Here is a 12,817-nt window from a genome sequence, read left to right on the forward strand (position 1 = left end):
TGGCGCCCCGTACGGGCAGTTATGTTCGGTTCGCGTTTGTATCAGCCGGGTTTGCGCAGCCATTTCGGCAGGCTGTTGAAAAAATTCTTTGAAGCGTCCTCTGGCAGGACGCCGCGTGTAGTCAGGTGGTCAAGGCAATAGATCGTCAGATCGAGAGAGTCGAAGACACCTGCCGCCGCGATGGCAAGCTGTTTGACCTGATCGTCGCTCCAGTTATCCATCTGTCGCGGATCGCGGATATAGACAGCATCGCCGTCCACCAGTTGGTTTCGGAACGCCGTATGGCGCATCTTGTCCTTGTGAGACGTGCCCAGCGACATCGCCTTAGGCTCGACCAGCTTGTGCAGGATGAATCCCTGGTCGCGCAATTCGTGATCAACATCCGACCACATTGGTTCATCCACGTAGATCTGGGCAAACCGCAATTCAGGCATGATAGCTACAGCTTCGCTCAGCCTCTGACTCCCGGTGCGCAGAACGTCCAGTTCCCCACCCTGTATGTCCATCTTCAGCAGGTCCGGCGGCGGCAGTTCATCCTCGGGAATATCGTCAAGGCTGATCAAGTCCAGCGCAACTCCTTCACGCTGCCTGCCATACCAGCCGTGCCGTCCCAGATAGCTGACTGACGCTTCATCCACTTTGAAAAGCGACCCCATGCCGGTTGCCTGATGCGGATAGAAGGTGCCAGGCCCTGACTTGCCCACAGCCCTCTGCACAAAATGCGTGCCCGGCCGGCCCGTTTTTTCCAGTGCCGCAAAGGCGTCATCGTCAGGCTCGAACCCCCAGACCTCGCAGGCCTGCATATCCAGCAATTGCTGATAGGCAGGTACGTTGACAGGATTTGCGCCGACATCGGCAATGCGCAAGGGACGCACCGGCGACAGCAGGTCGCGCAGGTGCGTCACCCGGCCCTTCACACCCCTCAAGGAGGTGCGTCCGATGTCATCCGCGTCTTTCATGGTTATCCCACGGACCCTTCCAGAGAGATCGCCACCAGCGCCTGCGCTTCCATGGCGAATTCCATCGGCAGCGCCTGCAGCACGTCCTTGCAGAACCCGTTCACAACCAGTGCCACGGCCTCTTCCTCGTCCATCCCACGCGAGCGGCAGTAGAACATCTGGTCATCGTCCACTTTCGAAGTGGTCGCCTCATGCTCTACCCGGGAAGAGCTGTTCTTGACCTCGATGTAGGGCACCGTATGCGCCCCGCATTTGTCGCCAATCAACAGGCTGTCGCACTGGGTATAGTTGCGCGATTCCTTGGCCTTGGGGTGCATCGACACCAGACCGCGATAGGTGTTCTGCGCCCGGCCCGCGCTGATGCCCTTGGACACGATGCGCGACTTGGTGCGCTTGCCCAGATGGATCATCTTGGTGCCGGTATCGGCCTGCTGCATGTTGTTGGCGATCGCGATGGAGTAGAACTCGCCCTGTGAATCGTCCCCGCGCAGGATGCAGCTTGGATACTTCCACGTCACGGCAGACCCGGTTTCGACCTGTGTCCACATCACCTTGGCGCGGTCGCCCCGGCAATCGGCGCGCTTGGTCACGAAGTTATAGATTCCGCCCTTGCCGTTCTCGTCACCGGGATACCAGTTCTGAACGGTGGAATACTTCACCTCCGCATCTTCCTCGATGATGATCTCCACGACTGCCGCGTGAAGCTGGCTTTCATCGCGCTGAGGCGCTGTGCAGCCCTCAAGATAGGATACGTAGGAGCCCTTGTCGGCAATGATCAGCGTCCGCTCGAACTGGCCGGTGTTCTCGGCATTGATGCGGAAATAGGTGGACAGCTCCATCGGGCAGCGCACGCCCGGTGGCACGTAGACAAACGAACCGTCGGAAAAGACCGCAGAGTTCAGCGTGGCATAGAAGTTGTCGGACACCGGAACGACCGACCCTAGATACTTCTTCACCAGTTCAGGATGCTCCTTGATAGCCTCGGAGATTGAGCAAAAGATCACGCCTGCCTTCTTGAGCTCGGCCTGAAAGGTCGTGCCAACGGAAACGGAATCAAACACCGCATCAACGGCCACTTTTCGGCCCTCGGCGGGCGCATCCTCTGCCCCTTCGACACCTGCAAGGATCATCTGCTCTTTCAACGGAATGCCCAGCTTGTCATAGGTGGCCAAAAGTTTTGGGTCGACGTCATCAAGCGACTTCGGCTTGACTGCCATGCTTTTGGGCCGGGCATAGTAATACTGGTCCTGAAAATCGATCTCAGGATAATCCACCATCGCCCAATCCGGCTCTTTCTTGGTCAGCCAGCGCTCGTATGCTTCCAGACGCCAGTCTGTCATCCACTGAGGCTCTTCATTCTTTTCCGAGATCAGGCGCACGATGTCGGGGGAAAGCCCCTTGGGCGCATATTCCATCTCGATATCGGTGGACCAGCCGTATTTGTACTTGCCGCCCACTTCACGCACGGCATCAACGGTCTCCTGATCGACGCCCTCTTTGACGTTTTCGCCTTCTTTCACGATGACATTATCCAACATCCAGGTCCCTTTTTCCGTGAGCGCCGTCAGGCCGCCCGTTGTTCGTGTCTGTCACGTTTTGCCAGCCATGCATCCGCAAAGCGCAAAACGTCGTCTCTTGTTGTCTCCAGCCCCAGCGAAACGCGGATCGCGCAGGACGCCTCACTTTCGCCAAAGCCCATCGCCCGCAAAACAGTGCTGGCCTTGACCTTGCCGCTGGAACAGGCAGATCCTGCGGAAATCGCAAACCCTGCCAGATCCATCTGCATCACCTGCGTCTCACCCTTCCAGCCATCCGCTATGATGCAGGAGGTGTTGGGCAAGCGCAGCGAGTCTTTCCCGACAAAAATAGTCTTCTTTTCGTGAGCCTCAAGTGAGTTTTCTAGAATATTTCTAAGTTCGGCAATCTCTTCCCATCGCCCTGCCGCGACGTCGCCCGCTGCGGCCTCTGCCGCCGCGCCGAAACCGGCTATTCCGATCACGTTCTCGGTGCCGGACCTGCGGTTCATTTCCTGTCCGCCGCCACGCAAAATTGGCTCAGGATCCTCCGAGGTGAAGTTGATGAAGGCCCCCACGCCTTTGGGGCCGCCCAGCTTGTGCGCGGACAGGATGGCGTAGGCCGGATTGGTTTCAGCGAAACGGATCGGTACTTTGCCCGCTATTTGCGTGATATCGCAGATGATCGTCTGTTCAGGCGTGACTGGCGCTGCAACTGATCCGCCCGGCAGCATGACGCCGGTTTCGCTGTTGGCCGCAGAGACTGCAAGCAGTGCGGGTGCATCCGTCAGCGCCGCGAAGCCTGCCTTGTCAAAACACCCATTCCGGTCAAACAGCGAAGGCAGATCCAGATCGGTCCAGACCCTCAGACAATCATGTTCTGTCGGCAGCGCTGCAAAACGCCCGCCATGACGCGCCTTTTGTGCCACTGCCAATGCGGCGGCCTCGGTGGCGCTTGAGGTGAAAATCACCTGGCCCCGCGTGCAGCCGACCAGTGCCGCAACCTGACCACGCGCCTTTTCGATCACCGCCTTTGCAGCGCGCCCTTCTGCATGAACTGATGACGGATTGCCCACCTCATCCATCGCCGCCAGCATCACCGTGCGGGCTTCGGGCCGCAAAGGGGTCGTCGCATTGTGATCAAGGTACGTTCTCACGCGTCGTCTACCACGTCAAAAAGGCTGGGCACCGCAGGACAGGGGGCGAGTTCGTTTGAAATCACGTCTGACAGCCGTGTTTGGTGCAGGAAAACATAGACATGCGCGCTCAGCCCCTCCCACAGTCGATTGGTCAGGGATTGTGCGCGGCTTCCTGACAGGCCGCCGGATGCCCCTGCCCCCTTGTGCATCGCATCCACCTTCTCATCAACAGCGGCAAGAATGTCGACAACCCTGATTTCTGACGCAGGCCGCGCCAGACGGTAACCGCCGCCGGGTCCCCGGACCGAAGCCACGAGATCCGCGCGGCGCAATTTGACGAACAATTGCTCAAGGTAGGGCAAGGAAATTGACTGACGTTCCGCAATATCACCAAGAGAGACCAGACCGTCGCCCGGTTGCAATGCGATGTCGGCCAAAGCGACCATGGCATAGCGTCCCTTGGTTGACAGCTTCATCGCCGGTTCCTTTATATTGCCTGCTTCAATTGACGTAGGCAGTTGTTGCGCATACATGAAAATGTGAACCGCATCGCTTTGCGGACCATAACTTAGAACCGTTCTAAAGTATCCGACCGAATACGTCAACTATTCGTGCCGCTTTGGAACCACCAAGCAAGGACACCCATGCCAGAGGTCATTTTCCCCGGACCAGAAGGCCGCCTCGAAGGCCGCTACCACCCTCAGAAAGAACGCGATGCGCCGATTGCCATCGTGCTACACCCGCATCCGCAGTTCGGCGGGACGATGAACCACAAGGTCGTCTACAACCTGCATTACGCCTTTTACAACATGGGTTTCACCGTTTTGCGGTTTAACTTCCGTGGCGTTGGGCGCAGCCAGGGCGAATACGATCAGGGCATCGGTGAGCTGAGCGATGCTGCATCGGCTCTCGATTACCTGCAATCGATGAACAACAACTCCAAGCATTGCTGGGTTGCGGGGTTCTCTTTTGGTGCGTGGATCGGCATGCAGCTTCTGATGCGCAGGCCAGAAATCACCGGTTTCATCTCTGTCTCGCCTCCGGCGAACATGTATGACTTCAGCTTTCTGGCCCCCTGCCCGGCTTCCGGCCTGATCATCAACGGCACCGCCGACCGGGTCGCGCCGCCTGCGGACACGGTAAATCTGGTGAACAAGCTGCATGAGCAGAAAGGCATCACCATCACCCATCAGGAGGTTGAAGGTGCCGGACACTTCTTTGAAGAGCCGCACATGGATACGCTGATCACCTCGACCACCGATTACGTCAAGCGGCGCCTGACGGAGACGTCGCGCTGATGGCTGATCCTGTTGTCGTCGAAATGGCAAACAAGCTGGCCGAAGAATGCCTCGCCGTGCAATCAGAAACCGGTGAAGACCGCTTGTTCATGAAAGTGGGAGATGTGCTTGGCGCATCTTCCCAGACCCTTGAAGAAGCCTTTTTGACCGCAATCCGTACCCGGATGGCCAACGATCAGGGCCGCAAATTTCTGGCGCAGACGCTGCAGGCCCATCGCGCACAGGCGGGTGGCGGTGAGTGATACCGCCGGGACGCGGCTGGATCGCCAGATCGCGTTCCTGAACGAGGCGGACAAGCTCAAATCGACAATCCGTGCGACAGAGCTTTGCGACAAGTCGCGCTATGAAAATTCGGCTGAGCATTCGTGGCACCTGACGCTCTATGCATTGGTGCTTGCCGATCAAGCGGGTCCGGATGTCGATATCAATCTGGTCATCAAGATGTTGATCCTGCACGATCTGGTTGAGATCGACGCGGGCGACAATCCGATCTTTGGGGATCACGATATCGCCGATATGGAAGCGCAGGAACAAGCCGCCGCCGACCGCATATTTGGTCTGCTGCCTGCGGATTTGCGTGTTGAGCTGCGCACCATCTGGGAAGAATTCGAAGCCGCCGAGACGCCGTCGGCCAAATTTGCCAAATCATTGGACCGCTTTCAGCCGCCGATGCAAAACCTGAAGTCAGGTGGCGGTAGCTGGACGGATTTCAACGTGACCGAAGCGCAAATCCACGAACGGGTTGGCGCAAAGATCAACATCGGTGCCCCTGCACTTTGGGACTATGCGCGCGACCTGATCGCTGATTTCTTTGCTGCGCGCCCCCGTCTCTGAAGGGCCATAAACAGTTTAAAGTTCTTCGTTTCGATGCGGCCTGCAGAGACCGCGTTCGGATGGGTGCTGGATCAGCTCCAAAACCTTTGCATACCATTGTATACCATCTTCCCCTTTGCGATCAGATAAGCTAAGTGCGCACCAAAGCCAACGCAGCAAAGGAACCCCTCATGACCAAGATCAAGGTAGACAACCCCGTCGTCGAACTCGACGGCGACGAGATGACCCGCATCATCTGGGATTTCATCAAGAAGAAGCTTGTCCTGCCCTACCTCGATATTGACCTGAAGTACTACGATCTTGGGATCGAGGCACGTGACGAGACGGATGACCAGATCACCATCGACGCGGCCGAGGCGATCAAGCAATACGGCGTCGGCGTGAAATGTGCGACCATCACCCCCGATGAAGCGCGTGTTGAAGAGTTCGGCCTCAAGAAAATGTGGCGCTCCCCCAATGGTACGATCCGTAACATCCTTGGGGGCGTGGTTTTCCGTCAGCCAATCGTCTGCAAAAACGTCCCGCGCCTTGTCCCCGGTTGGACGCAACCCATTGTGATCGGGCGTCACGCTTTCGGTGACCAGTACCGCGCGACAGACATGAAGTTCCCCGGACCGGGCAAACTGTCTATGAAATTTGTCGGCGAAGACGGCCAAGTGATCGAGCACGAAGTGTACGATGCACCATCGTCAGGCATCTACATGGGCATGTACAACCTCGACAGCTCCATCATCGACTTTGCCCGTGCGTCTATGAACTACGGTCTGAACCTTGGCTGGCCTGTTTACCTGTCGACCAAGAACACGATCCTCAAGCAATACGACGGTCGTTTCCTTGAGCTGTTCCAGAAGGTTTTTGAGGAAGAGTTCGAAGAGAAGTTCAAGGCCAAAGGCATCACCTATGAGCACCGCCTGATTGACGACATGGTCGCCTGTGCGATGAAATGGAACGGCGGTTTTGTCTGGGCCTGTAAGAACTACGATGGCGACGTGCAGTCTGACACCGTGGCGCAGGGCTTTGGCTCTCTTGGTCTGATGACATCCCAGCTGATGACGCCCGATGGGAAAATCGTCGAGGCTGAAGCCGCGCACGGCACCGTGACGCGCCACTACCGCCAGCACCAGAAGGGGGAGGAAACCTCGACCAATTCCATTGCGTCGATCTTCGCATGGACCGGCGGCCTCAAGCACCGGGGCAAGCTGGACGGCAACGCGGCGCTGACCAACTTTGCCGAAACGCTGGAGAAGGTTGTCGTCGACACCGTGGAAAGCGGTCACATGACCAAGGACCTCGCGCTGCTGGTCGGACCGGATCAGAAATGGCTCACCACCATGGGCTTCCTTGAGAAGGTCGATGAAAACCTGAACAAAGCCCTCGCAGGCTGAGCTTCAAAGGGGTCGCAGCAATGCGGCCCTTTTCGTTTCAATGGGCGCTCTCGACGGTAACGTCGCCCGTGCAGTCAAAATGCGTGATGTCGACCGTGCGATCGGTGAAGCAGCAGAAGCTGCCTTTTGGCACTTCCTTCCATCCCGCCCCGGCGGCTTCGTAGGGCTCTGATACCACAGACCAGCCCTGCCAGATCTCGTTCCACTGATAATAGAGGGACGGGGATGATCATCCGAAGCATACCGGATCGCATAGAGCGTCTGCCCATCTGACAAAGCCGCCGCAAGCCGCAGATAGGGCGCAACACCTGCCCGGCGTGCCAGTCCCTCAAAAATCGAGACAGCACGTTGCATCGCCTCTTGTGGCCTTTGCGCCAAGCCGAGCCCGCAGGCGACCAGAAACAGGGCCTCACTGTCAGTTGCGCCCTTGCGATGTGCATAAAGCGCGTCATCGATCATCATGTCCGCCGATTTCCGAAACGTCTCGAATCCGCCAACCTGACCGTTATGCATGAAGGTCCAGTTCTGATGCACGAATGGATGGCAGTTGTTCCGACTGGTGGCGGTCCCGGTCGACGCACGCACATGCGCCATGAAAAGCCGCGCCTGCACCTGCTCGGCAAGTGAGCGCAGATTGGTGTCGGACCACGCGGGATAGACTTCACGGTACAGACCCGGCGTTGGCCGCTTGTCATACCAAGCTACACCAAATCCATCGGCATTGATCGCCGTCTTGCATTCGCTGGCGTCACGCGACTGGTGGATCAGCGAATGCTCGGGCGCGGTTAAGATCTCGCTCAGGAAAAGAGGCGCACCTTGCCACGCCGCCCAGCGACACATGCTTACCGGCCCCTGTTGTGGGTACGTTCGTAAAGGCGGGCGATGATGCCGCTGGCGGTTTTTTCAAAGAGACAGGGGATCAGCGCATGCACCAGCGCTGCCGCACCCGCCGCGAACAGGAGACCCGCAAATTTAAGAGCAAACAGCATGTGCTCAAAGAATGTCTCATCGACTTTGGCGGGGTGATCAAGGAATAGGCGGGCAAACATCTGTGGCTCTCCGGTCTGAATGTTGGTTTCGAACAAGTTACGCGAAGCCATCCGGGAATAATTCCCAAAGGTTATGCAGACGGGTATGGATTTGTGAAAATTTCCCAACTAGAATGGATTTCATGAGAGAGATTGACGATATCGACCGCCGTATCCTCACAGAATTGCAGCGTGACGCGGGGCAATCGCTTGATACGATCGGCGAAAAGGTAGGACTGTCGCGCAACGCGTGCTGGCGTCGCATAGGCGCACTGGAAAAGGCAGGCGTAATCAGGGGCCGCGTGACCCTTCTTGATGCTGCAAAGCTTGGGCTCAGCCTGACGGTCTTTATCCAGGTGCGCACCAGCGCCCATGCTGCCGACTGGCTCAAGACCTTCTCGACCGCCACCAAGACCATTCCCGAAATCATGGGGGTCTACCGCATGTCGGGCGATCTGGATTACTTGATCCGCGCACAGGTGGCCGATATGGCGGGGTATGACAGGCTTTACCAGACACTGATCAGCAAGGTACCCCTGTCTGATGTCTCTGCCAGTTTCGTGATGGAAGAGATCAAGGAAACAACCGCGTTGCCGCTTTGAAGGACTGCTCATGCCCACCCATTACATCTGGCTTTTCTTTGCGATCCTGACTGAAACGCTGGGTACCACGGCATTGCAGGCGTCTCAGCAGTTCACCCGGCTCTGGCCTTCGGTAGGGGTCGTGATTTTTTACGGCATGTCCTTTTACTTCATGGCAATCGCACTCAAGTTCATGCCGGTGGGAATTGTCTATGCCATCTGGTCAGGGCTGGGCATCGTCCTGATTGCAGGGATCGGCTATGTGTTGTTCGGGCAAAAGCTGGATTTGGCGGCGGTCTTGGGCCTTGCGATGATTATCGGCGGGATCGTCATCATCCATCTGTTTTCGGCGTCGTCGACCCACTGATGGGGAACCACCGGCTGTCTGGGGCGTTCCGTTCCCATGTTAGATTTCCTCAATTCGATCTGGGCCACGCTGCCAGACCCGCTGCGCAATCAACTTGAAGGCTATGCCACAGGCTTTTGGCAGGTATTGCCTCAGCTTGTGCTTTCAGTGGTTTTTCTTGTGTTCGTCTGGGCCGTTGCAAAGGTGCTGAGCTGGGTGCTGCCCAAAATGCTGCGCCGCGCACGGATGCGCCGCGCATTGGTAGACGTAGTCATGATGCTTGCCATCGTTGGTCTGTGGCTTTTCGGCGTGCTGATTGCCGTCACCATTGCCTTTCCCACGATCACCCCCGGCCGCGCGCTCACCGCGCTCGGCGTGGGCGGCGTCGCGATAGGTTTTGCCTTCAAGGATGTTTTTGAGAATTTCCTTGCTGGCGTCCTTCTGCTGATCCGGGAGCCGTTCTCGATTGATGATTACATCGACTGTGAAAATATCGAGGGTCAGGTCGAGGAAATCACCATCCGTGACACCCATGTACGTCAGACCGACGGCCAGCTTGTTGTTGCCCCCAATGCGATGTTCTTCAAGAATCCGGTCACGATCCGGACCGCCAAGGACGTTCGCCGCACAACAATCATCTGCGGCGTGGCTTACGGCGAAGACGTGGACGCGGCGCGCGAAATCATTGCGAAGGCTGTCCGCGATGTCGATTCAGTGCGCGATGACGTGCGCGATGTGGAAATCTTTGCTCAGGAATTCGCTGACAGTGCGATTAACTTTGAAATCACGTGGTGGACCGGCTCGCGTCCCCTCGACATCCGGTCCAGCCGCGACAAGGTCGTGGCAGCCGTGAAACGCGCACTTGATGAGGCCGGGGTCGAGATCCCCTTCCCCTACCGCACCATGACCTTCAAGGAGCCATTGTCGATCCTCGGGAAAGACGCAGAAAACAAGGACGCAGCGGCATAACGCTTTTTTACTGGCCTTTGCTGCGCCTGCACGGTAAGCGCAGGCCAACTCCCAGACAAAGGCTGACCCCATGGACCTGCGCAACATCGCAATCATCGCTCACGTTGACCACGGCAAGACGACCCTGGTCGATGAATTGCTCAAGCAATCGGGCACCTACCGCGAAAATCAGGCCACGACCGAACGGGCCATGGACAGCAACGATCTGGAACGCGAGCGCGGAATCACGATTTTTGCCAAGCCCACCTCCGTTGAATGGAAGGGCACGCGCGTAAACATCGTGGACACCCCCGGCCACGCCGATTTCGGTGGCGAGGTGGAGCGTATCCTGTCGATGGTGGACGGCGTTGTGCTGCTGGTTGATGCTGCCGAAGGGCCGATGCCACAAACGAAATTCGTGACCTCCAAGGCGCTGAAACTGGGCCTGCGTCCCATCGTGGTGCTGAACAAGGTCGACAAACCGGATGCAGAGCCGGACCGCGCGCTGGACGAATGTTTCGATTTGTTCGCAAACCTCGACGCATCCGAAGAGCAGCTTGATTTCCCCCACATGTACGCCTCCGGACGCTCTGGCTGGGCCGATTACGAGTTGGACGGGCCGCGCGAAAACCTTGAGGCGCTGTTTGATCTGATCATCAGCCACGTCCCCGCCCCTGCGCAGATCGCGCGCCGGGACGAGCCTTTCACGATGCTGGCGACAACCCTCGGTGCCGATCCGTTTCTGGGACGCATGCTGACAGGCCGGGTGGAGTCTGGCACGCTAAAAGCAGGCCAGAGCATCAAGGCCATGTCCCGCGAGGGCACGTTGATTGAAAACTTCCGCGCGACCAAGATCCTCGCTTTTCGCGGCCTTGATCAAACCACCATTGATGTCGCCGAAGCGGGTGACATCGTATCCATCGCAGGCATGACCAAAGCCACCGTGGCAGATACGCTTGCCGATACTTCCGTGACCGAGGCGATCCCGGCACAGCCGATTGACCCGCCCACCATCACGGTCACCTTCGGCATCAACGACAGCCCGCTTGCCGGTCGTGAAGGCAAGAAGGTGCAGTCACGCGTGATCCGTGAACGCCTGTTGAAAGAGGCGGAAAGCAATGTAGCGATCAAGGTCAGCGACACGCCCGGCGGCGAAGCCTTTGAGGTTGCAGGTCGTGGCGAATTGCAGATGGGCGTGCTGATTGAAAACATGCGCCGTGAAGGGTTTGAGCTGTCCATTTCCCGCCCACAGGTGTTGTTTCAGGACATCGACGGCGTGCGCCACGAACCGATCGAAGAAGCCACGATTGACGTGGACGACGAATACTCCGGTGCCGTGATTGAAAAAATCACCGGCGTCCGCAAGGGCGAGTTGGTCGAGATGAAGCCAGCAGGTGCGGGCAAGACCCGGATCGTGGCACATGTTCCGTCACGCGGCCTGATCGGGTATCACGGTGAATTCCTGACCGACACCCGCGGTACTGGTGTCCTGAACCGCGTCTTCCACGGCTGGGCGCCTCACAAGGGACCAATCCCCGGTCGCCGCGCGGGTGTGCTGATCTCGATGGAGAACGGCACCTCTGTTGCCTACGCGCTCTGGAACCTCGAAGAACGTGGCAAGATGATGATCGGTGCGCAGGCGGATGTTTATACCGGCATGATCATTGGCGAGCATAGCCGCGAAAACGATCTGGAAGTGAACCCGCTGAAGGGCAAGAAGCTGACAAACGTCCGCGCTTCGGGCACGGATGAGGCAGTGCGTCTGACCACCCCGATCACATTGTCCTTGGAAGAGGCCATTGCCTATATCGACGACGATGAACTGGTGGAAGTGACGCCCAACGCGATCCGGCTGCGCAAGCGCTATCTGGACCCGCACGAGCGCAAGCGGATGGCCAAGGCCAGCTAAGGCGCGATCAGATAGCTGTCCAGAACTTCAAGCTGCCCGTCCGCATCGCGGCGGGCGGCGATGATTTCACCCGATGATGTGCCGCTCCCCGTCAGTGCGCTGATATTAACCTGATGGCTGACCAGCAGCACGCGTGTGCCTTCGGGCAGTGACGACAGCTTGGCGCGCATGTCGCGGGTTTGCCCGACCCTGTCTCCCTGCCCTGCGAAGTGTGAATTCAGGGCTGGAACCTCGATCACCGGCCCCACATCCAGCAGCTTGGCGGTGTTTTTCGCGCGGCACCACTGGCTGGTCCAGACCTCGTCAAAGGTTACCCCGGCGGCGCGCAGGGCCGCGCCCGTAAGGCGGGCTTGCTCCCGTCCCCTGTCATCCAGTGTGCGCTGCGTGGCACAATCGGCAAGATCAAAACCTGCCGGATCACCGGTACCGGGCGCCAAGGCGTGGCGCATCAAGCCAACCACATCTGACCGTTTGAAGGAGTCAAAATCCTGCGACGCTGCCGCCATCGGCATTAGCACCGCGATTAACAGGATCAGAATATGTTTCATGCCTCATAGCTAGGAGGCATCACGGCACTGTCCAGCGTTTAGTCGGTTGTCTCAAGCACCATCAACTCGCGCTCTGATGCGCCCTTGGCATGGCTCAACGCTTCCTGGTACTCCGGCGAATTGTAGCATTCCACCGCGGCCTCGACCGATGGGAACTTGGCCACGACATTGCGGGGGCGTTCCTTGCCCTCAAGCTGAACAAAACGTCCGCCCCGCGCCATAAAGCTGCCGCCGTGCTTGGCGATGGCCGGACCGGCCAGCTTCGCGTATTTGCCGTAGGCTTCCTCGTCCGTGACCGTCACATGTGCAATCCAAAGTGCGCCCATCG

15 protein-coding genes and 1 pseudogene are annotated in these 12,817 nt (G+C 58.1%); 8 read left to right on the forward strand and 8 right to left on the reverse strand.

The annotated features are described in order from the left end of the window. Positions 1 to 41: 41 nt before the first annotated feature. The 4 genes from GV827_RS14120 to iscR are packed head-to-tail and all read right to left on the reverse strand — an operon-like array spanning position 42 to position 4,088. Positions 42 to 959, reverse strand: coding sequence for an FkbM family methyltransferase (locus GV827_RS14120; protein ID WP_164354458.1), 918 nt, complete (start codon positions 957 to 959; stop codon positions 42 to 44). 2 nt (positions 960 to 961) lie between these two features. Beyond that, the gene (sufB, locus tag GV827_RS14125; protein ID WP_164354459.1) at positions 962 to 2,497 is read right to left on the reverse strand and encodes a Fe-S cluster assembly protein SufB; all 1,536 of its coding nucleotides are present in this window, start codon (positions 2,495 to 2,497) and stop codon (positions 962 to 964) included. 26 nt (positions 2,498 to 2,523) lie between these two features. Further along, positions 2,524 to 3,630: a cysteine desulfurase family protein gene (locus GV827_RS14130; RefSeq protein WP_164354460.1), complete on the reverse strand. Its 1,107-nt coding sequence runs from the start codon at positions 3,628 to 3,630 to the stop codon at positions 2,524 to 2,526. Beyond that, positions 3,627 to 4,088 (reverse strand): Fe-S cluster assembly transcriptional regulator IscR, encoded by a 462-nt coding sequence (iscR, locus tag GV827_RS14135; protein WP_164354461.1) that lies wholly within the window; start codon positions 4,086 to 4,088, stop codon positions 3,627 to 3,629. Before iscR ends, GV827_RS14130 begins: the two co-directional genes overlap by 4 nt. Positions 4,089 to 4,256: 168 nt before the next feature. On the opposite strand from iscR, the gene GV827_RS14140 reads away from it, so the two are divergent. The 4 genes from GV827_RS14140 (at position 4,257) to GV827_RS14155 (ending at position 7,129) form a co-directional block, all read left to right on the forward strand. Continuing rightward, on the forward strand, positions 4,257 to 4,910 hold the full coding sequence (locus GV827_RS14140; protein ID WP_164354462.1) for an alpha/beta hydrolase: 654 nt from the start codon (positions 4,257 to 4,259) through the stop codon (positions 4,908 to 4,910). Continuing rightward, positions 4,910 to 5,152 carry a hypothetical protein gene (locus GV827_RS14145; RefSeq protein ID WP_164354463.1) on the forward strand — a complete coding sequence of 81 codons (243 nt, stop codon included), beginning with the start codon at positions 4,910 to 4,912 and terminating at the stop codon, positions 5,150 to 5,152. The genes GV827_RS14140 and GV827_RS14145 overlap by 1 nt, the downstream gene beginning before the upstream one ends. Then, the gene (locus tag GV827_RS14150) at positions 5,145 to 5,744 is read left to right on the forward strand and encodes an HD domain-containing protein (RefSeq protein WP_164354464.1); all 600 of its coding nucleotides are present in this window, start codon (positions 5,145 to 5,147) and stop codon (positions 5,742 to 5,744) included. The genes GV827_RS14145 and GV827_RS14150 overlap by 8 nt, the downstream gene beginning before the upstream one ends. A 170-nt stretch (positions 5,745 to 5,914) precedes the next feature. Next, complete coding sequence (locus GV827_RS14155) at positions 5,915 to 7,129, forward strand: NADP-dependent isocitrate dehydrogenase (protein WP_164354465.1); 1,215 nt, start codon at positions 5,915 to 5,917, stop codon at positions 7,127 to 7,129. Positions 7,130 to 7,166: 37 nt separating this feature from the next. On the opposite strand, the pseudogene GV827_RS14160 reads toward GV827_RS14155, so the two are convergent. After that, a pseudogene (locus GV827_RS14160) lies at positions 7,167 to 7,969 on the reverse strand (class II glutamine amidotransferase). A 2-nt stretch (positions 7,970 to 7,971) separates the two neighbouring features. Continuing rightward, on the reverse strand, positions 7,972 to 8,178 hold the full coding sequence (locus GV827_RS14165; RefSeq protein ID WP_164354497.1) for a DUF6356 family protein: 207 nt from the start codon (positions 8,176 to 8,178) through the stop codon (positions 7,972 to 7,974). A 122-nt stretch (positions 8,179 to 8,300) separates the two neighbouring features. On the opposite strand from GV827_RS14165, the gene GV827_RS14170 reads away from it, so the two are divergent. From GV827_RS14170 to typA, 4 genes are all read left to right on the forward strand, one after another. Then, on the forward strand, positions 8,301 to 8,759 hold the full coding sequence (locus GV827_RS14170) for an Lrp/AsnC family transcriptional regulator (RefSeq protein WP_235930363.1): 459 nt from the start codon (positions 8,301 to 8,303) through the stop codon (positions 8,757 to 8,759). Positions 8,760 to 8,769: 10 nt separating this feature from the next. After that, positions 8,770 to 9,105: a DMT family transporter gene (locus GV827_RS14175; protein WP_164354467.1), complete on the forward strand. Its 336-nt coding sequence runs from the start codon at positions 8,770 to 8,772 to the stop codon at positions 9,103 to 9,105. A 36-nt stretch (positions 9,106 to 9,141) separates the two neighbouring features. Next, positions 9,142 to 10,053: a mechanosensitive ion channel family protein gene (locus GV827_RS14180; protein ID WP_204325893.1), complete on the forward strand. Its 912-nt coding sequence runs from the start codon at positions 9,142 to 9,144 to the stop codon at positions 10,051 to 10,053. A 70-nt stretch (positions 10,054 to 10,123) separates the two neighbouring features. Next, positions 10,124 to 11,941, forward strand: coding sequence for a translational GTPase TypA (typA, locus tag GV827_RS14185; RefSeq protein ID WP_164354468.1), 1,818 nt, complete (start codon positions 10,124 to 10,126; stop codon positions 11,939 to 11,941). Here the strand turns inward: typA and GV827_RS14190 are convergent. Both GV827_RS14190 and GV827_RS14195 read right to left on the reverse strand, forming a co-directional pair. After that, positions 11,938 to 12,489 (reverse strand): histidine phosphatase family protein, encoded by a 552-nt coding sequence (locus GV827_RS14190; protein WP_164354469.1) that lies wholly within the window; start codon positions 12,487 to 12,489, stop codon positions 11,938 to 11,940. The two genes, typA and GV827_RS14190, sit on opposite strands and share 4 nt — an antisense overlap. A gap of 38 nt (positions 12,490 to 12,527) precedes the next feature. Further along, positions 12,528 to 12,815: a DUF1330 domain-containing protein gene (locus GV827_RS14195; RefSeq protein WP_164354470.1), complete on the reverse strand. Its 288-nt coding sequence runs from the start codon at positions 12,813 to 12,815 to the stop codon at positions 12,528 to 12,530. Positions 12,816 to 12,817 lie beyond the last annotated feature (2 nt).

Origin of the sequence: Sulfitobacter sediminilitoris (assembly GCF_010667575.1) — a bacterium.
Lineage (GTDB): Bacteria > Pseudomonadota > Alphaproteobacteria > Rhodobacterales > Rhodobacteraceae > Sulfitobacter > Sulfitobacter sediminilitoris.

Coding starts and splice junctions, on each gene's coding strand:
- GV827_RS14120 (WP_164354458.1), bottom strand. CDS start 959: ATGAAAGACGCGGATGACATCGGACGCACCTCCTTGAGGGGTGTGAAG.
- sufB (WP_164354459.1), bottom strand. CDS start 2,497: ATGTTGGATAATGTCATCGTGAAAGAAGGCGAAAACGTCAAAGAGGGC.
- iscR (WP_164354461.1), bottom strand. CDS start 4,088: ATGAAGCTGTCAACCAAGGGACGCTATGCCATGGTCGCTTTGGCCGAC.
- GV827_RS14140 (WP_164354462.1), top strand. CDS start 4,257: ATGCCAGAGGTCATTTTCCCCGGACCAGAAGGCCGCCTCGAAGGCCGC.
- GV827_RS14145 (WP_164354463.1), top strand. CDS start 4,910: ATGGCTGATCCTGTTGTCGTCGAAATGGCAAACAAGCTGGCCGAAGAA.
- GV827_RS14155 (WP_164354465.1), top strand. CDS start 5,915: ATGACCAAGATCAAGGTAGACAACCCCGTCGTCGAACTCGACGGCGAC.
- GV827_RS14165 (WP_164354497.1), bottom strand. CDS start 8,178: ATGTTTGCCCGCCTATTCCTTGATCACCCCGCCAAAGTCGATGAGACA.
- GV827_RS14170 (WP_235930363.1), top strand. CDS start 8,301: ATGAGAGAGATTGACGATATCGACCGCCGTATCCTCACAGAATTGCAG.
- GV827_RS14175 (WP_164354467.1), top strand. CDS start 8,770: ATGCCCACCCATTACATCTGGCTTTTCTTTGCGATCCTGACTGAAACG.
- GV827_RS14180 (WP_204325893.1), top strand. CDS start 9,142: ATGTTAGATTTCCTCAATTCGATCTGGGCCACGCTGCCAGACCCGCTG.
- typA (WP_164354468.1), top strand. CDS start 10,124: ATGGACCTGCGCAACATCGCAATCATCGCTCACGTTGACCACGGCAAG.
- GV827_RS14190 (WP_164354469.1), bottom strand. CDS start 12,489: ATGAAACATATTCTGATCCTGTTAATCGCGGTGCTAATGCCGATGGCG.
- GV827_RS14195 (WP_164354470.1), bottom strand. CDS start 12,815: ATGGGCGCACTTTGGATTGCACATGTGACGGTCACGGACGAGGAAGCC.